This is a genomic window from Serratia sp. P2ACOL2, assembly GCF_003691565.1.
Lineage (GTDB): Bacteria > Pseudomonadota > Gammaproteobacteria > Enterobacterales > Enterobacteriaceae > Serratia > Serratia liquefaciens.
Genome location: NZ_CP033162.1, coordinates 954806 through 973255, shown reverse-complemented (window position 1 = coordinate 973255; position 18450 = coordinate 954806). Strand labels below are relative to the sequence as shown.

At 56.7% G+C, this 18450-nt stretch carries 15 protein-coding genes; 8 read left to right on the top strand and 7 right to left on the bottom strand.

Annotation, left to right across the window (positions count from 1 at the left end):
- Nucleotides 1-87 precede the first annotated feature (87 nt).
- Together purE and purK are read left to right on the top strand one after the other, a co-directional pair.
- Nucleotides 88-612, top strand: coding sequence for a 5-(carboxyamino)imidazole ribonucleotide mutase (gene purE, locus EBA31_RS04600; RefSeq protein WP_020825561.1), 525 nt, complete (start codon nucleotides 88-90; stop codon nucleotides 610-612).
- Nucleotides 609-1676 carry a 5-(carboxyamino)imidazole ribonucleotide synthase gene (gene purK, locus EBA31_RS04595; RefSeq protein WP_020825560.1) on the top strand — a complete coding sequence of 356 codons (1068 nt, stop codon included), beginning with the start codon at nucleotides 609-611 and terminating at the stop codon, nucleotides 1674-1676. Before purE ends, purK begins: the two co-directional genes overlap by 4 nt.
- Before the next feature lie 65 nt (nucleotides 1677-1741).
- Here the strand turns inward: purK and galE are convergent, their stop codons facing one another.
- The 4 genes from galE to ybbA all read right to left on the bottom strand — a co-directional run bounded on the left by galE (nucleotide 1742) and on the right by ybbA (nucleotide 7760).
- Nucleotides 1742-2758, bottom strand: a complete 1017-nt coding sequence (gene galE, locus EBA31_RS04590) for a UDP-glucose 4-epimerase GalE (RefSeq protein WP_046374324.1) — start codon at nucleotides 2756-2758, stop codon at nucleotides 1742-1744.
- Between the two features lie 73 nt (nucleotides 2759-2831).
- On the bottom strand, nucleotides 2832-4238 hold the full coding sequence (locus EBA31_RS04585; RefSeq protein WP_020825558.1) for a sugar porter family MFS transporter: 1407 nt from the start codon (nucleotides 4236-4238) through the stop codon (nucleotides 2832-2834).
- A gap of 406 nt (nucleotides 4239-4644) precedes the next feature.
- Nucleotides 4645-7077 carry a putative ABC transporter permease subunit YbbP gene (gene ybbP / locus EBA31_RS04580; RefSeq protein ID WP_122077547.1) on the bottom strand — a complete coding sequence of 811 codons (2433 nt, stop codon included), beginning with the start codon at nucleotides 7075-7077 and terminating at the stop codon, nucleotides 4645-4647.
- Nucleotides 7074-7760 (bottom strand): putative ABC transporter ATP-binding protein YbbA, encoded by a 687-nt coding sequence (gene ybbA / locus EBA31_RS04575; protein WP_020825556.1) that lies wholly within the window; start codon nucleotides 7758-7760, stop codon nucleotides 7074-7076. The genes ybbP and ybbA overlap by 4 nt, the downstream gene beginning before the upstream one ends.
- On the opposite strand from ybbA, the gene tesA reads away from it, so the two are divergent.
- From tesA to EBA31_RS04560, 3 genes are all read left to right on the top strand, one after another.
- Nucleotides 7731-8369 carry a multifunctional acyl-CoA thioesterase I/protease I/lysophospholipase L1 gene (tesA, locus tag EBA31_RS04570; protein WP_044548763.1) on the top strand — a complete coding sequence of 213 codons (639 nt, stop codon included), beginning with the start codon at nucleotides 7731-7733 and terminating at the stop codon, nucleotides 8367-8369. The two genes, ybbA and tesA, sit on opposite strands and share 30 nt — an antisense overlap.
- A gap of 25 nt (nucleotides 8370-8394) precedes the next feature.
- The gene (locus EBA31_RS04565) at nucleotides 8395-9171 is read left to right on the top strand and encodes an SDR family oxidoreductase (RefSeq protein ID WP_046374326.1); all 777 of its coding nucleotides are present in this window, start codon (nucleotides 8395-8397) and stop codon (nucleotides 9169-9171) included.
- Nucleotides 9172-9249: 78 nt separating this feature from the next.
- Nucleotides 9250-10104: a co-chaperone YbbN gene (locus EBA31_RS04560; protein ID WP_041414284.1), complete on the top strand. Its 855-nt coding sequence runs from the start codon at nucleotides 9250-9252 to the stop codon at nucleotides 10102-10104.
- Between the two features lie 271 nt (nucleotides 10105-10375).
- Here EBA31_RS04560 and cfa read toward each other — a convergent pair whose 3' ends face one another.
- A complete protein-coding gene (gene cfa / locus EBA31_RS04555; RefSeq protein ID WP_122077543.1) occupies nucleotides 10376-11527 on the bottom strand; it encodes a cyclopropane fatty acyl phospholipid synthase in 1152 nt (383 codons plus the stop codon).
- A 242-nt stretch (nucleotides 11528-11769) separates the two neighbouring features.
- Here cfa and EBA31_RS04550 point away from each other — a divergent pair, with 242 nt between their 5' ends.
- The gene (locus EBA31_RS04550; protein ID WP_020825551.1) at nucleotides 11770-12675 is read left to right on the top strand and encodes an SPFH domain-containing protein; all 906 of its coding nucleotides are present in this window, start codon (nucleotides 11770-11772) and stop codon (nucleotides 12673-12675) included.
- A 2-nt stretch (nucleotides 12676-12677) separates the two neighbouring features.
- Complete coding sequence (locus tag EBA31_RS04545; protein WP_122077541.1) at nucleotides 12678-13148, top strand: NfeD family protein; 471 nt, start codon at nucleotides 12678-12680, stop codon at nucleotides 13146-13148.
- A gap of 128 nt (nucleotides 13149-13276) precedes the next feature.
- On the opposite strand, the gene EBA31_RS04540 is transcribed toward EBA31_RS04545, so the two are convergent.
- Entirely contained in the window at nucleotides 13277-14950 is a 1674-nt protein-coding gene (locus EBA31_RS04540; protein ID WP_238387430.1) for a hypothetical protein, read from the bottom strand.
- A 140-nt stretch (nucleotides 14951-15090) separates the two neighbouring features.
- Nucleotides 15091-15498 carry a Cu(I)-responsive transcriptional regulator gene (cueR, locus tag EBA31_RS04535; RefSeq protein WP_122077539.1) on the bottom strand — a complete coding sequence of 136 codons (408 nt, stop codon included), beginning with the start codon at nucleotides 15496-15498 and terminating at the stop codon, nucleotides 15091-15093.
- A 107-nt stretch (nucleotides 15499-15605) separates the two neighbouring features.
- Between cueR and copA the strand changes: the two genes are divergently transcribed.
- Entirely contained in the window at nucleotides 15606-18326 is a 2721-nt protein-coding gene (copA, locus tag EBA31_RS04530; protein ID WP_122077537.1) for a copper-exporting P-type ATPase CopA, read from the top strand.
- Nucleotides 18327-18450: the final 124 nt, after the last annotated feature.

Here is an 18450-nt window from a genome sequence, read left to right as displayed (position 1 = left end):
TCGCTCATGGTATGCTCTACGCCCTCATTCGGCCTCCCGCCGCAGGCAATCGGCCGTCGTTTGTACAATTACAGGAGCCTTACACCCATGGGAGCCAACGCCGCTTCAGCCACTCACGCTGAGGTTAAAATCGCAATTGTAATGGGATCGAAAAGTGACTGGGCCACCATGCAGTTTGCGGCCGAAGTCCTGACCTCACTCGACGTCCCGTTCCATGTCGAAGTCGTTTCCGCTCATCGCACGCCAGACAAGCTGTTCAGCTTTGCCGAACAGGCAAGCGCCAAGGGTATTGACGTGATCATTGCCGGTGCGGGCGGTGCTGCGCACCTGCCGGGTATGCTGGCGGCGAAAACCCTGGTGCCGGTGCTGGGTGTGCCGGTGCAAAGCGCTGCCTTGAGCGGCGTGGACAGCCTGTATTCCATCGTGCAAATGCCGCGCGGTATTCCGGTGGGCACCCTGGCGATCGGCAAGGCCGGCGCCGCCAATGCTGCACTGCTGGCAGCGCAAATTCTGGCGTTGCATGACGCTGAGTTGGCGCAACGCCTGGCCGATTGGCGTCAGGCGCAGACTGACGAGGTGCTGAATAACCCGGACCCGCGGGAGGAAGCATGAAGCCGGTTTGCGTACTGGGTAACGGTCAATTGGGGCGTATGCTGCGCCAGGCCGGTGAGCCGCTGGGGATCGCCGTCTATCCGGTTGGCCTCGACGCCGAGCCGGAAGCGGTACCTTATCAAAACAGCGTGATCACCGCCGAAATCGAGCGTTGGCCGGAAACCGCGCTGACGCGTGAGCTGGCGACCCACAACAGCTTCGTTAACCGCGATATTTTCCCCCGTCTGGCGGACCGCCTGACGCAAAAACAGTTACTCGATCAGCTCGGCCTGGCCACTGCCCCCTGGCAGTTGCTGACCGACGTCGCCGAGTGGCCGCAGGTTTTCGCGACCCTGGGCGAACTGGCTATCGTTAAACGTCGCGTCGGCGGTTACGACGGCCGGGGTCAGTGGCGTCTGCGCCCAGGTCAGGAAGCCGAACTGCCGGCCGATGCCTATGGCGAATGCATCGTCGAACAGGGGATTAACTTCTCCGGCGAGGTCTCATTGGTCGGCGCACGCGGACACGACGGTAAATCGGTGTTCTATCCGCTGACCCATAACCTGCATGAAGAAGGCATTCTGCGCACCAGCGTGGCGTTGCCGCAGCCCAATCCTGCGCTGCAACAGCAAGCTGAACAGATGCTGACGGCGATCCTTGATGAACTGAACTACGTCGGCGTCATGGCGATGGAGTGTTTTATCGTTGGCGATCGTCTGCTGATTAACGAACTGGCGCCTCGGGTCCACAACAGCGGCCACTGGACGCAAAACGGCGCGTCTATCAGCCAGTTCGAACTGCACCTGCGTGCCATTCTCGCCCTGCCGCTGCCGAAGCCGGTCGTGAGCACCCCGTCGGTGATGGTCAACCTGATCGGTACCGCGGTAAATCAGCAGTGGCTGGCGTTACCGCTGGTGCATCTGCACTGGTACGAGAAAGAGGTGCGCGAGGGCCGCAAGGTTGGGCATCTCAACCTGAACGATCCCGACGCCGGTGCGTTGCAACAGGCATTGCAGGCTTTGGCGCCGCTGTTACCGGCCGAATACCAAAGCGGTTTGGCCTGGGCGCAACAAAAGCTGGCTTAAGCGTTACGCCGCACTAAAAACAAAGGGTTCAGCAAGCTGAACCCTTTTTTACTGTCGATGAAAAACTATTGGCGGTAGCCCTGCGGGTTTTTACTTTGCCAGTTCCAGGTATCGCGCATCATCAGATCAAGGCCGCGTTGCACTTGCCAGCCCAGCTCCTGTTTCGCCAGGCTGGCATCGGCCCAGAAGGCAGGCAGATCGCCCGCACGGCGCGGTAAAATCTGGTAGGGAATGGTTACCCCCGAGGCTTTCTCAAACGCCTGCACCATTTCCAACACCGAATACCCTACCCCCGAGCCCAAATTATAGGCTTTGAAACCGGCGATCTGTTTTAAGTGGTCCATCGCCGCCAGGTGACCCTGAGCAACATCCATCACGTGAATGTAATCACGCACGCCGGTGCCGTCTTTGGTCGGGTAATCGCCGCCGAACACGCTCAGGCTTTCACGCTGGCCAATAGCGACCTGCGCGATATACGGCAGCAGGTTATTGGGAATGCCGCTGGGATCTTCACCAATCAGCCCCGACTCATGGGCGCCTACCGGGTTGAAGTAGCGTAGCGCGATAATCGAAAATGCCGGTTCGGCCTTGGCAAAATCCTGCAGGATCTGCTCCACCATCCATTTTGAGGTACCGTAAGGGCTGGTGGTACCGCCAATCGGCATATCCTCGCGATAAGGCACCGGCGCATTTTCACCGTACACCGTGGCGGAGGAGCTAAAGATAAACCGGTGAACGCCGGCCTGACGCATCGCTTCCAGCAGGACCAAGGTGCCCGTCACGTTGTTTTGATAATACTCCAGGGGTTTCTGGGTCGACTCCCCTACCGCCTTCAGACCGGCGAAGTGGATCACCGAAGCAATCTGCTGCTCGTTAAAGATCCGCTGCAAGCAGCCTGCGTCCTGTATATCACCCCGATAGAACTTTGCGGCTTTGCCCGTCAGCTGCGCTACGCGTCGCAAGGACTCTTCAGACGCATTGACCAAATTGTCCAGCACCACCACATCCTCACCCCGTTCCAGCAGCGCCAATACGGTGTGCGAACCAATGTATCCGGCACCGCCGGTCACCAAAATCGCCATAATATCCTCCTGTCGTCAGCATCTGGCGTTAACGCCAGATGCCTGAACGAATATCCTATGCCCAGCCTGTCGGCTAGCGCGAACCAATGTTGCGTAACGGTTTACCGGCCATCAGATTGCGTTCGATATGCTCCAGCGAGATATTTTTGGTTTCCGGAATCAACGCCAGCGTGATGAAGATAAATACCAGGTTAAGCGCTGCGTACACCCAGAAAGTGTGCGCGCTACCCAGCGAATTGAGCATGGTCAGGAACGTCGCCCCGACGATCATGTTGGCAATCCAGTTGGTGGCGGTAGAACAGGTTATGCCAAAATCGCGGCCTTTCAGCGGCTGGATCTCTGAACACAGCACCCAAATCAGCGGGCCGGCGCTCATGGCAAAACCGACAATAAACATCAGCAGCATGATGATGGCAAAGTATTGCTCGGCCGGCGAGGTCATGCCCACATTCATCATGGTCCCCAGCGCGCCCATGCCCACCGCCATGACGACAAAGCCCAGCGTCAGCGTCGGTTTGCGCCCCCAGCGGTCAACCAACCCGATGGCGATAAAGGTCGCCAGCACGTTAACCAGGCCGACAATCACCGTCCCCCACATCTGCTGTGCGGTACTGGCAAAGCCCGCCAGGCCAAAAATTTTCGGTGCGTAGTACATGATGACGTTCATCCCGGTGAACTGTTGCATCACCTGCAGCAGGACGCCAAGAAACACGGCACGGCGGAAGTTTTTATTGTCTTTAAACAGCGCCCAGCCGCTCTGTTTCAGCTTAAGGCTTTCGCGAATTTCATTCAGTTCGTGCTGCGCCTGAGCGCTGGTGTCACGCAGCTTTTCCAATACCTGGCGCGCCTGCTCATGGCGATTGCGCGAAGCCAGCCAGCGCGGGCTATCCGGCAAGAAGAACACGCCGATCAACAGCAATACCGCAGGGATGGTGATCACGCCCAGCATCCAGCGCCAAGCGCCGGTATAGCTGAATGCGGTATCCGACAGGTAGGCCGCCAGAATGCCGATGGTAATCATCAACTGATACATCGAGATCATGCTGCCGCGAATTTTCTCCGGGGCAATTTCAGACAGATAAATCGGCGCGGTATAAGAAGCCACCCCCACCGCCAGCCCAAGCAGCACGCGAGAAATCAGCAAGATTTCCACGTTGGGAGCCGCGGCTGAGCACAGTGAACCGACGACAAACAACACGGCGCCAATCATCAGGCTGTATTTACGCCCGATACGGAAATTCATCCAGCCACTGCCCACGGCGCCGACCGCCGCCCCAAACATCATTGAGCTGACCACCCACTCCTGCTGGGAGCTGGTGATGTTAAACGAGTCGGTGATAAACGGCAGAGCACCCGCAATAACCCCGATATCCAGACCGAATAGCAACCCAGCCAGTGCGGCCAGAAAACAGACGAAAAAAGTCATCCCTGCATTGCTCTGGCTCTTTTCAGCCGCCGACACTTTGACGGTAGTACTCATACAGCCTCCAAACGATAACGTGCTTAAGTTGCCCGTATGATAGGAGGCAATTCGCCAGAGAGAAGTGAGTGCGATCACATTAGTGGAAACGATTACATTTATTATTTGTTTAGATAAAAACAGAAACACAACCTTAAAAACAACACTCACCACTGATTTTAAAGGCTAAACATAAGCATTCATGCCCTAATATGGTGGTGACAGCAATATCATTTTACCTTGGCCGCTCCCAATAAATTGAGTAACCCGAAGGCAGAGTGTAACCGATTTCACGCAGAGTTCGGCCAAGAGGATGGCCGACAGATCGAGGCAGGGATTGAAAGCGGTAGTGTTAACGAGAAACGGGTCGTGCGGAGAGTAACGTCGACCGGCCCCTGACAATGGGCCGGTCGATAACCTGAAGGAACTAGCCGTCGTAGCTGCGGAACAGCGCCTGACCACGTAGCAAACGCACGCCCAGCCAACCGCCACACAGCGACAGCAACAGCGCGCTGAGCAACGGCAGTGCCCACCACAGCACCGGTGTCGGTGCCCACGGGAAGTCAAACACCTGGCTTTGCAACAGCCACAGTGCCGCCTCAGCGCCCACCGCAGCGGCGATGCCCGCCACCAGCCCCAGCAGGGCAAATTCACACCACAGCGTACTGCGCAACAGGCGCTTGCCTGCGCCCAGTGTGCGATACACCACCAACTCCTGACGTCGCTGACGCATCCCCACCTGCACCTGAGCCATCAGCAACAGGCCGCCACACAGCACCACCAGCACCACCATCACTTCCAGTGCGCGGCTGACCTGCTGCAGCACGCCGCCCACCTGTTTGAGGATCGAGCCGATATCCAGCAGGCTGAGCGTCGGGAACTGGCGATTAAGCTGGGTTAACATCTGGCCGTCCCCGTCATAGCGGAAACTGGTGAGCCAGGTTTGCGGCTGGCCATCCAGTGCACCCGGCGGGAAGATAAAGTAAAAGTTCGGCTTCAGACTTTCCCAATCCACCTGCCGCAGGCTGGTCACCTTGGCGCTGAACGACTGGGTATCGCCACTGAAGGTCAGCGTATCGCCCAGCTTGATCTTGAGCCGCCCGGCAATACCCTGATCCATCGACACTTCGCCGGTCTTAGGCGGCCAACTGCCCGCAAGCAAAGGATTGTGCGCTGGCAAATCCGCCAGCCAGGTCAGGTTCAGTTCGCGATTCACCGCTTCACCGCCCGGATCGTCCTCGTGCACCCGTTCGGTCGCCACCTGCTGGTTAATCTCGGTCAGGCGAACACGGACAATCGGATAGTAGGTCTCAGGTGCAATTTGATGCTGTTGCAGGAAAGTCTTCACCTGCGGCACCTGCGCTTCGGTCAGGTTCAACAGGAAGTAGTTTGGGCTGTCCGGCGGCAGTTGTTGCTGCCAGCGCTCGAGCAGATCGCCACGCAACACCAGCAATAACGCCAACAGCATAAACGACAGCGAAAAGGCCGCCAGTTGGCTCACCGTCACCCAAGGCTGATGCAACAGACGGTTAACCGCCAGACGCAGCGCCAGGTTTTTAAGCGTAATACGACGCAGCAGCAGCAGGCTGCCCCAACCGATAGCGCCCAACAGCAAGGCCAGCACCAGAATACCGGCCAGGATCGACCACAGCAGCGTGCTGGCGCCCATCAGCGCGGTCAGCAACGCTACCACAATCACCGCCGTCACCGGCAGGAAGTAGCGCAGCGGCCAGACGTTAGCCACCACATCGCGACGTAGCACCCGCAGCGGCTGAGTCGCCAACAGCTGCCGGTATGGCCGCAGCCCCACCAGCAGCGAAATCATCAGCAACGCGCCGATCGCCCACAGCCACGGCCAGGTCCCGGCGGCAGGCAGCTCCCCCGGCAACACCGGAGCCAGCAGGCGGATCAACACCGCCTCAAATCCCAACCCGATAATCCCCCCGCATATCGCAGCCAGCAGGATCACCGCCAGCCACTGGCCGACAATCAGCTTACGCAGCGCACTACGACCGGCACCCAGCGTTTTCAGCACCGCGATCAGATCGTAACGACTGCGGCAATAGTGGCTCATCGCCACCGCTACGGCGGCAATCGACAGCAGCAAAGTCAGCAATGCGGACAACAGCAAGAACTGCTGCGAACGCTGCAGCGATTTGCCTAATGCGCTGCCGGATTCCTGCAGTCCGAACCAGCGCTGATCCGGCCCAAGCTGCGGCGTCAGGCGATCTTCGTAACGCTGAATATCCTGCGCAGCTCCGGCAAACATATAACGGTAGGTCAGGCGACTGCCCGGCTGCACAGCCCCGGTTTTATCCACGTCCGCCAGATTGATCATGATACGCGGCGCGGTCTGGAAGGGGTTAAAGCCGGAATCCGGCTCCTGAATGATTTCACCGGCAATACGCAGTTGGGTGTCGCCCACGTCCAACGTATCCCCCACCTTTACGTTCAACAGCGCCAGCAAACGCGGTGCGACCAATACGCTGCCCGGCGTCAGCTTGGCATTAGCCGGACGGGTCTCCAGCTTGCCGTACAGCGGATAGGCCAGATCGGTGGCCTTCACGTCCGCCAATTGCGGCCGGTCTCCGGCGTAGGTCATGGTGGTGAACGACAGCTGCCGGCTGACCTTCAGCCCCTGCTGCTGCGCATCCAGCAGCCAGCCTTCCGGTACCGGCCGGGCGCTGCGCAGCACACGGTCACCGGCGATAAAATCGCGGCTCTGTTGGCTCAGGCCCTTGTCCATACGATCGCTGATGCTGCCCAATGCCAGTACGCAGGCCATCGACAGCGTCAGCGCCAGCCAAACGATCAGCAGCGACGGCGAGCGCCACTCGCGCCAGAACCAGCGCCAGATCATGCTTCCTCCCACAGCTTGCCTTCGCGCAGGCGCAGCCGCCGCTGGCAGCGCGCCGCCAGGGTTTCATCATGAGTGACCAGGATTAAGGTGGTGGAGAAATCGCGGTTGAGTGAAAACAGCAAATCGGCGATGCGCTCGCCGGTCTGGCGATCGAGATTGCCGGTCGGCTCATCGGCGAACAGCACCCGTGGCCGCCCGCTAAACGCCCGCGCCAGCGCCACCCGCTGCTGTTCGCCACCGGAGAGCTGCGCCGGCAAATGATCAAGGCGCTTGCCCAAACCCAACTGTTCCAACAGTTGCACCGCCTGCTCACGGCTCTGGCGGTCACTTTCACCGCGCAGCAGCGCCGGCAACTGCACGTTTTCCAGCGCATTGAGCGTCGGTACCAGCATAAATGATTGAAATACAAAGCCGACATTTTTGGCACGCAGCGCGGCGCGGCCCTCTTCGTCCAGCGCGGTCAGCGATTCGCCCAACAAATGCACCTCCCCTTCGCTGCCGTCGTCCAGCCCGGCGAGGATCCCCAGCAGCGTTGACTTGCCCGAACCGGACTCGCCAATCAGGGCAATTGTCTGCGCGGGTTTGACAACCAGCTCGACTCCGGTAAGGATGGAGAGCTGATGCTCACCCTGACCAACGTGTTTACTAAGATGATGAACTTCAAGAACGTTTTCCGCTGGCATCTTCCCTTCCTTTTGCTGTTGGGATTATTCAGTTTACGCGCTGTCGCCGCCGATACCCTGTTGATTTTAGGCGACAGTTTAAGCGCCGGTTATCGCTTGCCGGTGGCGCAGGCCTGGCCGACGCTGTTGGCCGATCAATGGCAGAAAAAGCCGGGCGATCCGCAACTGGTCAACGCCAGTATCAGCGGCGACACCGCTGCACAGGGGCTGGCCCGCCTGCCCGAATTGCTTAAACAGCACCAGCCGCGCTGGGTGCTGATTGAATTAGGCGCCAACGATGGTCTGCGAGGTTTCCCGGCACAGGACCTGCAGCGCGATCTCGGCCAAATCATCACCTTGGTACAGCAGGCCGGCGCACAGCCGCTGCTGATGCAGATCCGCATCCCGCCCAACTATGGTCGCCGTTATACCGAGGCCTTCAGCGCGGTTTACCCTCAGTTGGCTAAACAGTTCAACATTCCGCTGCTGCCGTTCTATATGGAGCAGGTGGTGGTAAAAGCGGAATGGATGCAGGATGACGGATTGCATCCCAATAAGGATGCCCAACCGTTTATCGCCACCTGGATGGCGGAACGTCTGGAACCTCTAGTAAAACATGAGTCTAACTAAATAGCGTTGTACACTAGGTAAAGTTATGCAAAAAGCAGTGTTGATAACCGGCTGTTCCAGCGGGATTGGATTGATTGCGGCACAGGATCTGCGTAACCGTGGCTACCGCGTGCTGGCCGCCTGCCGCAAACCGCAGGACGTGGAAAACATGCGCCAGCTTGGGCTGGAAGGCATTGAGCTGGATCTGGACGACAGCGACAGCGTCGAACGTGCCGCCGCACAGGTGATCGAACTGACCGGCAATCGGCTGTACGGCCTGTTCAACAACGGCGGCTTTGGCGTTTATGGGCCGCTGAGCAGCATTTCGCGCCAGCAGCTGGAACGCCAATTCGCCACCAACCTGTTTGGCACCCATCAGTTAACCCAGTTGCTGTTGCCGGCAATGCTGCCGCACGGCGAGGGGCGCATTATTCAGACCAGTTCGGTGATGGGGCTGGTTTCCAGCGCCGGACGCGGTGCCTATGCCGCCAGCAAGTTTGCGCTGGAAGCCTGGTCCGATGCTCTGCGCATGGAGCTGCACGGTACCGGCATTCAGGTCAGCCTGATTGAGCCTGGCCCCATCTCCACCCACTTTACCCAGAACGTCAATCAGGCGCAGAGCGACAAACCGGTGCATAACCCCGGTATTGCCAAGCGCCTGACGCTGCCGCCGGAAGCCATTTTGCCCAAATTGCGCCACGCGCTGGAAAGTCCAAGGGCTAAACTGCGTTACCCGGTGACCCTGCTGGCGCACGCGCTCAGCGTATTGCGTCGCATCCTGCCGGGCCGCTGCCTGGACTGGCTGCTGCGCAGCAACGGTTAATTGGGCCGGCGGGGTTGAAGAACGCCACTCCGCCCCCATTTAAAAGCCAATGGCTCCGCAAGATCAGAGAGAAAATACATGCTAGCTCAAGCTGTTGTTGATATTAACGAAACTAACCTGCACCAGACGCTGGAACAGTCAATGTCCCTGCCGGTGGTGTTCTACTTCTGGTCGGATCGCAGCCAACACTGTCTGCAGCTCACCCCGATACTGGACAAACTGGCGGCGGAATATGCCGGTCAGTTCGTGCTGGCAAAAGTGGATTGCGACGCCGAACAGGCCATCGCGGCCCAGTTTGGCCTGCGTTCTTTGCCGACGGTGTACCTGTTCAAAGACGGCCAGCCGGTCGACGGATTCCAGGGCCCGCAGCCGGAAGAGATGATCCGCGAATTCCTGCAGCGTTTCCTGCCCAAAGAAGAAGATTTGAAGCTGGCGCAGGCGACTGAATTGCTGGCCGAAGGTAATGCCACTGAGGCGTTACCGCTGTTGAAAGACGCCTGGCAAGCCAGCCAGCAACGCAGCGATATTGGCCTGACACTGGCAGAAACCCAGATAGCGCTGAACCGCACTGAAGATGCCGAAACCGTGCTGGCGACCATTCCGCTGCAGGATCGTGATACCCGCTATCAGGGTCTGGTGGCGCAGATTGAGCTGCTGAAGCAGGCTGCCGACACGCCGGAAATTCAACAGTTGCAACAGCAGGTGGAACAGCAACCGGAGAACGTCGATTTAGCCGTGCAGCTGGCGCTGCAACTGCATCAGGTCGGGCGCAATGAAGAAGCGTTGGAGCTGCTGATGGGGCATCTGAAGAAAGATCTCGCCGCCGCCAATGGCAACGCGCGCAAGACGCTGATGGATATTCTGGCCGCGCTGGGCACCGGTGACGCATTAGCAGCTAAGTACCGGCGTCAGTTGTATTCATTACTGTATTAATACCCGTCATACTTGAAGCTGCATCTGTGTTGGCTGCGTTTGCTCACCCCAGTCACTTACTTAAGTAAGCTCCTGGGGACTTACAAACTTGCCGCCGTGATGCAACTCCAATTATTTAGGGTATGGCCTTAGTTATTTGGGACAGATCCCCAATGGATTTCCCGCCACATCTAGGCGGCAAACGCGAGAAGCCCTGGGAGCTTAGATAACTAAGTGACCAGGGCTCGAGCGTGCAGCCAACAACGATGTGGCTGGAAAGACGAAGGGGATATCAGCGATAAACACGAACCCCACCGTCCACCCCCTTCGGGCTGAACAACACCTGCCATAGCTGAATATCCCGTGCACGGAACGCGCCGGCGCAGGCATTCAGGTAATAGGTGAACATCCGCTCGAACCGCTCGGAATACTCTTCGGCCAGCTGCGGCCACGCCCGTTTGAAATTTTCATACCAGGCCATCAGCGTTCGATCGTAATCGGCGCCGATATTGTGCCAATCCTCCATTACAAAACGCCCTTCGCTGGCCTCGGAAATATGCCGTACCGATGGCAGGCAGCCGTTGGGGAAAATGTATTTGTCTATCCAGGCGTCGACGTGCAAATTGGTTTGATTGGCACCTATGGTGTGCAGCAGGAACAGCCCATCGGGCTTGAGGTTGCGCGCTGCTACGCGGAAATACGTGTCGTAGTTCTTCGGCCCCACGTGTTCGAACATGCCGACGGAGACAATGCGGTCAAACTGACGGTCAAGATCGCGATAATCCTGCAGTTGTATCTCCACGTCTAATCCCTGGCAGCGTTCCTGCGCCAGCTTTTGCTGTTCGGCGGAAATCGTCACGCCATACACGGACACGCCGTAGTTTTCTGCCGCATATTGAGCCAATCCGCCCCAGCCACAGCCGATGTCCAGCAGTGACATACCGGGTTTCAGCTGCAACTTCTCGCAGATCATTTTCAACTTGGCCTGCTGCGCCTGCTCCAGCGTGTCAGCGTCTTTCCAATAGCCGCAGGAATATTGCATATAGGGATCGAGCATCGCGCGGAACAGATCGTTACCGATATCGTAATGCTCCTTACCCACCTGCCAGGCGCGTTTACGCGACTGACGGTTAAACAGCCGGGCATAGGCGATGCGCGCAACGTCGCTCAGGTTTTTAGGCAAGCGCTCATCGACGCCCGCCTGCAGAATGCGGGTAAATAGCACATCCAGTCGCTCACAGTCCCACCAGCCATCCATGTAGCTTTCGCCGAACCCGAGCGATCCCTCCTGCAAAATGCGTTTAAACAACGCCGGATTATGTACCTTGATATCGCAGGCGCGGTTGCCGTTGATGGCTACATCGGCGGAGGACAACAATTCCTCCACAATGCGATACCAACGATCTTTTTTCGGGGCGAGTTCATCAACACTGATTGAGTCCATAACAATCCTTGGCGCTAGATGTCATTTCAAAAAGCATAGTCGCAAATATAAATGACAAATATTTGAAGTGAAAAACGGCAATGCTTTTTACTCTAGCCAAGGCGGACAACGTCATGAAATGAATTAAAATTATTGGAAACATGCCAATTTGGAATGTTAATGGCACAACGCCCCTGATTTATTAGTCTTTGCACGGTAGCTGGCGTAATATTCGTTTACATATGTCCGACAGGAGGTTTGCCATGTTTACCCTTATTCCCATCGTGATTGTCGTCGCGCTAATCATCGTATTTGCCGGCGTCAAAATTGTTCCGCAGGGGTTCCAATGGACGGTGGAACGCTTCGGCCGCTACACCAAAACGCTGATGCCAGGTTTAAACCTGGTGGTGCCTTTTATGGACCGCATCGGCAGAAAAATCAATATGATGGAACAGGTACTTGATATTCCATCTCAGGAAATCATCTCGCGCGATAACGCCAATGTGGCCATCGATGCGGTGTGTTTTATCCAGGTGGTGGATCCGGCCCGTGCCGCTTATGAGGTCAGCAACCTGGAACTGGCGATCGTCAACCTGACCATGACCAACTTCCGTACCGTGCTCGGCTCGATGGAGCTGGACGAAATTCTCTCGCAGCGTGACAGCATCAACAGCCGCCTGCTGCACATTGTCGATGAGGCCACCAACCCCTGGGGCATTAAAATCACCCGTATCGAGATCCGTGACGTACGTCCACCGGCAGAGTTAATCTCGGCAATGAACGCCCAGATGAAGGCCGAGCGAACCAAGCGTGCGGATATTCTGGAGGCTGAAGGCGTACGTCAGGCTGCTATCCTGCGTGCCGAAGGCGACAAACAGTCGCAAATCCTCAAGGCGGAAGGTGAGCGTCAGTCTGCGTTCCTGCAGGCGGAAGCCCGTGAACGTGCCGCGGAAGCCGAAGCTCGTGCGACTCAACTGGTGTCCGATGCTATCGCCAGTGGCAATATCCAGGCGGTGAACTACTTTGTGGCGCAGAAATACACCGATGCGCTGCAGAAGATCGGCTCCGCCAATAACAGTAAAGTCATCATGATGCCGCTGGATGCCAGCAGCCTGCTCGGTTCAATTGGTGGCATTGCCGAGCTGTTGAAAGACACCAAAGGCAAGTAACCATGCTCGAACAAATTGCAGCAAACCCGCACTGGTTCTGGCTCTCCCTTGGCGGGCTGCTGCTGGCGGCCGAAATGCTCGGCGCCAGCGGCTACCTGTTATGGAGCGGCGTATCCGCGGTGGTGGTCGGCGCGATTGTCTGGTTGTTGCCGCAGTTGGCCTGGGAATGGCAGGGGGTGATTTTTGCCGTGCTGACCGTGGTGGTGGCCTACCTGTGGTGGTATTGGCTGCGCCAACGTCCGGCGGCGGCCTCCAGCGGTTCGCAGGTACTGAACCAGCGCAACCGCCAGCTGATTGGCACCCGCGCCACGCTGACGGAACCCATGCACAACGGCATGGGGCGCATTAACATCGGCGACAGCAGTTGGCGTGCGCAGGCCAGTGACGATCTGGCGGTGGGCACCGAGGTGGAAGTGATCGCCGTCGAAGGCATAACGCTGGTGATCCGCGCGCTACCTCAACAATCCCGTTAACTCATTAAGCCGGGAGGGTCCCGGCTTTTTTGTTTATGCAATCAATGCCGAGTTTAGAACAATGACTTTTGAGGTTGCAGGATAGGTCACTTTCCATGGCAGACTGTCGGAAGGATAGTGTTCAATAGTTAATTGTGTATCTGCCCCCGAAGACTTGGCAGGACTGTCGGGTTGCCTTTGATCTGCCAGGTTTTAACGAATAAGGCTCCGTCTCCGAATATTTTAACCGCTGAGTCAATGGCATCTGCCGTTTGTTGGATTGTCAAATTCTGTGGCAGTTGGGTGACGCTTGCCATAGTTTGTAAACTAACGGACTTGTTGTTGTTCACAATCAGATTATCAATGTTCGCATTTGCCTCCATCAACACTACCGGCAGCATGTTATTTGCCGACTTGCTGTTAAATACCAAGCTACCAATTGTTGCTGGTTTCTTAATGCTGCAAAGACTCCCTCCACTTCCGAAAGCACTTGCATATTCATTAACCGTAATCTGATCTATAACCAGACCACTCATGTTAAGATCTAAAGCCTTATTGCCAATCAGACGACCGAACGTTAATTTACCAATGCGACTATCCAACTGAGTACCAGACGCACTTAATCCTGGATGTACCCGGCACGATGCTATAGAAATATTGTCAATGAGGTTGCCTTCTGAACCATCATGTATTTCCACTCCTCTAATACAGTGCCCAACAGTAACATTATTGATTCGGTGTTTGCTGCCACCGACATACACTGCCGGCGCTCCGTTTAGAATGGCAGAAGCATTCGTCTGTTCAAGATAGTAACAGTCGCCACCCACAATATTGTCGCAAAAATTATTTTTTCCATCGACAATGACCCCACCACCACCCCATGTTCCACATTTAACATCAATGACATAACAGTTTGAAGTCATTCCATCGAGTTGACTATCCTGCCCTAAAGCAACAATAGAACCAGACACATAACCAGGCTCAAAAGTACTGGCTGGTATTCCCGCGCCAGCAATAGTGACTTTAGCAACAATATTTTTATTGCCCTTAACTAAAACCCCATCGCCAAGGCAATAACCACCTGTTATATTACTGACCACATTATCATTGTTCTTAACGACAATTAAATTATCCCTACACTCATCGACACTCACGTCGAAAGCGACGGAGTCGCCCATTAATACCATACCGTCACAAAATCCCCGCACTGTCATATGATAGAAGTAACTTTTGTCTCCCGCGACAAAACCGTTATGTGAAGACACCTGGTGATAAACACTTTCACGCTTTACCCAGCCATATAACGTGCCACCAAACATTTCCACACCATGCAAATAGTCATAAGCCTCAGAAGTAGAGGTTTGATTAGCAAAAAATGGTTTCAGATGACCTGGCTTAGCCTTAATAGTTGCACCATTCAGATTAATAACTTTCTTACCAGAATTACCATTCTTAATACGTACGGTGTCAGACGTCATATAAGTTGCCCCCTGCTGACAAACCGTATCATATGTTGTCAAAAAAGCGGCCGTTAGTGCGTTAGTATCATCTGCACTACCATTGCCACGGGCACCAAACATATTTGGCGATACCAGAGACTGACTGTTTAACGCACGAACCCATGTCCACTGTGAATTGGGTTTTATATAAATTCCTGCATCATCAATAAGGTCAGGATCAGTAGAAGAAATGAAAACCCCACCGCCAGACTGCAATTGATCATCTCCGTGCCAGCCTGAATAATAAGAAACAACCTCGATAAATTCATTAGCCGAGGTAGGGATAATAGTTCGTAATGTTGCGATATCAGGACAAGTATTCATAACGAAAAACCTCTTAGTAAGCGAAGTCCTTATGGACATAGCAACAATAAAAGGCATTTGGTAGGGGATAAATGGGAGTAAGTTGTATGGTTGATCAATGAACATAAGTTCTGTGATCTAGCTAATAACCGTTATCTTTTTCACCGTTTCTCTGTGTGGCAACACCCTGCCAGGTTATTAATGATCGGGCACTCTGCTCCGTCATCCCCCGGGCACTGATCCGCCAGCGCCAGTAAACGCTGGCGCATCTCACCCAACTCGGCGATGTGCTTTTCAATGTCCGCCACTTTTTGCAGGGTGCGTGCTTTCACATCGGCGCTGTGACGGGCCGGATCGTTGAACAACGCCACCAGTTCGCCGCATTCGTCCAGGTTAAACCCCACCTGCCGCGCCTGACGCAGCAACGTCAGCTCCTCAATGTGCTTCGGGCTGTAGCTGCGGTAGCCGTTATCGGTGCGGATCGGCGCGGTAACCAGCCCTTTCTCTTCATAGAAGCGGATTGCCTTGCTGGTTAAACCGGTTTTTTTCGCCACGTCGCTGATATTCATTTATCCCCCTTGACCTTCCCCTTGCTGGAAGGTTTAGACTCCATTCTTAGTGAAAATAGGCTAAGCGGTCAACCTTTAAACACCGCACCTGAGCGAGGAATCGAATCATGTCACAAACCACAGTGCTGGCATTGCAGGGGCTGACCTGCATGAACTGCGCGCAGCGGGTGAAAAAAGCCCTGGAAAGCCGCGAAGATGTCGAACAGGCAGAGGTCAATGTCCACTATGCCAAAGTCACTGGCGAGGCGTCGAGCCAGGCGCTGATCGACAGCGTAGTCGCTGCCGGCTATCAGGCCGCCGTGGCGCAACAGCCGGATACCGAGCTGCAGTTGAACGGTCTGAGCTGCATGCACTGCGCTGCCAGCACCCGCAAAGCGCTGGAAGCGGTGCCGGGGGTGATTGCCGCCGACGTCAGTATCGACAGCGCCAAGGTTTACGGTGACGCCGCTTCCGAGGCGTTGATCGCCGCAGTTGAAGACGCGGGTTATCACGCGAGCCTTGCCGGAGCCGCTACCTCCCCAAAAACTGAGCCGTTGACTGAATCAGTCCCTGTATTGCCGGAAACCCAGGCAACGGCCTCGTCTCCCCTTCCGGCAACCTCTAATGGCGATGATGATGACAGCGTGCAGCTTTTGCTCAGTGGCATGAGCTGCGCCAGCTGCGTCAGTAAAGTGCAAAATGCACTACAAAGCGTATCCGGTGTAGATCAGGCGCGCGTCAATCTGGCGGAACGCAGCGCGCTGATCACCGGCAGCGCCGATCCACAAGCGCTGGTCGCGGCGGTCGAGAAAGCCGGTTACGGCGCAGAAATGATCCAGGACGAAACCGAACGCCGCGAGCGCCAACAGCAAACTGCGCAAGCCAATATGAAGCGTTTTCGCTGGCAAGCCGCGCTTGGCCTGGCGCTGGGTATCCCCTTGATGGCCTGGGGGCTGTTTGGTGGCAGCATGTCACTGACGCCGGAAACTCAGCGTCCGTGGCTGCTGGTCGGCCTGCTCACGCTGGCGGTGATGGTGTTCGCCGGCGGGCATTTCTATCGTAATGCCTGGCGCGCGCTGATGAACGGCAGCGCCACCATGGACACCCTGGTCGCACTGGGCACCGGTGCCGCCTGGCTGTATTCAATCAGCGTCAACCTGTGGCCGGATTTCTTCCCGATGGCGGCGCGGCATCTGTACTACGAAGCCAGCGCAATGATCATCGGTCTGATAAACCTGGGCCATGCGTTGGAACAACGCGCTCGCCAACGCTCATCGCAGGCGCTGGAACGGCTGTTGGATCTGACGCCGCCGACGGCGCGCCTGGTGACCGACGATGGCGAGAAAAGCATCCCGTTGGCGCAGGTGCAGCTCGGCATGACGCTGCGGCTGACAACCGGCGATCGTATTCCGGTAGACGGTGAGATAATTCAGGGTGAAGTCTGGCTGGATGAAGCAATGCTGACCGGCGAGGCGGTGCCGCAACAAAAAAGCGTGGGTGATACCGTACATGCCGGGACGGTGGTCGATGACGGCAGTGTGCTATTCCTTGCCGGCGCTATCGGCAGCAAAACCACCCTGGCACGCATCATCAAGCTTGTGCGTCAGGCGCAGAGCAGTAAGCCTGAGATCGGTAAGCTGGCGGATCGCATTTCTGCAGTATTCGTCCCGACGGTAGTGGCTATCGCCCTTTTCAGCGCCGCAATCTGGTATTTCTTTGGCCCGCAACCGCAGCTGGTTTATACGCTGGTGATCGCCACCACGGTCTTGATCATCGCCTGCCCTTGCGCACTGGGTTTGGCGACGCCGATGTCGATCATCTCCGGAGTGGGCCGCGCCGCCGAATTTGGCGTGCTGGTACGTGATGCCGATGCCTTGCAGCAGGCAAGCCAACTCGACACCCTGGTGTTTGATAAAACCGGCACCCTGACCGAAGGTCAGCCGCGGGTGGTGGAAATCCTCACGTTTAACCAGGTGAGCGAGCAGCAGGCACTGCGCTGGGCTGCCGCATTGGAACAGGGCGCCAGCCACCCGCTGGCCCGTGCCATCGTTGATCACGCCGAAGGACAAGCGCTGCCGCAGGTTGAGCAGTTCCGTACCCTGCGCGGTGCCGGCGTTAGCGGCGAAGTGGACGGCATGAAGTTGCTGCTGGGCAATGCTGCGTTATTACAACAGCATCAGGTAGCCATCGCCGAGCTGGACACACAGATGCAGCAACAGGCAGAGCGCGGCATTACGCCGGTGCTGCTGGCCGTCGAGGGTAAGCCGGCCGCGCTGTTCGCCATCCGTGATCCGCTGCGCGCCGACAGCGTGGAAGCGCTACAGCGCTTGCACCGTCAGGGCTATCAGTTGGTGATGTTAACCGGCGACAACCCGGTGACCGCCAACGCCATTGCCAAAGAGGCCGGTATCGACCGGGTGATTGCCGGCGTGTTGCCGGAGGGCAAAGCCGAAGCGATCAAACAGCTGCAGGCGCAGGGTCACCGCGTAGCCATGATCGGCGACGGCATCAACGACGCGCCGGCGCTGGCGCAGGCCGATGTCGGCATCGCCATGGGAGGCGGCAGCGATATCGCCATTGAGACTGCCGCCATCACCCTAATGCGCCACAGCCTGAACGGCGTCGCCGATGCGCTTGAGCTGTCTAAAGCCACATTGCGCAATATGAAGCAGAACCTGCTGGGAGCCTTTGTTTACAACACGCTCGGCATCCCGATTGCCGCCGGGGTACTGTATCCGTTAACCGGCACCCTGCTCAGTCCGGTGGTGGCGGGCGCGGCTATGGCGCTGTCCTCCATTACCGTGGTCAGTAACGCCAACCGACTGCTGCGTTTTAAACCCAAACGCTAAATACCCAAGGGGCGCAAATAGTGCGCCCCTTTTTCTTTGGGATAATTCCTTCACTCTTCAGGCTTTCTTGTCCGGCGGATAGCGTTTAGCATGGGGAATCCTCACCTTGCCAAGCCAAGGGTGA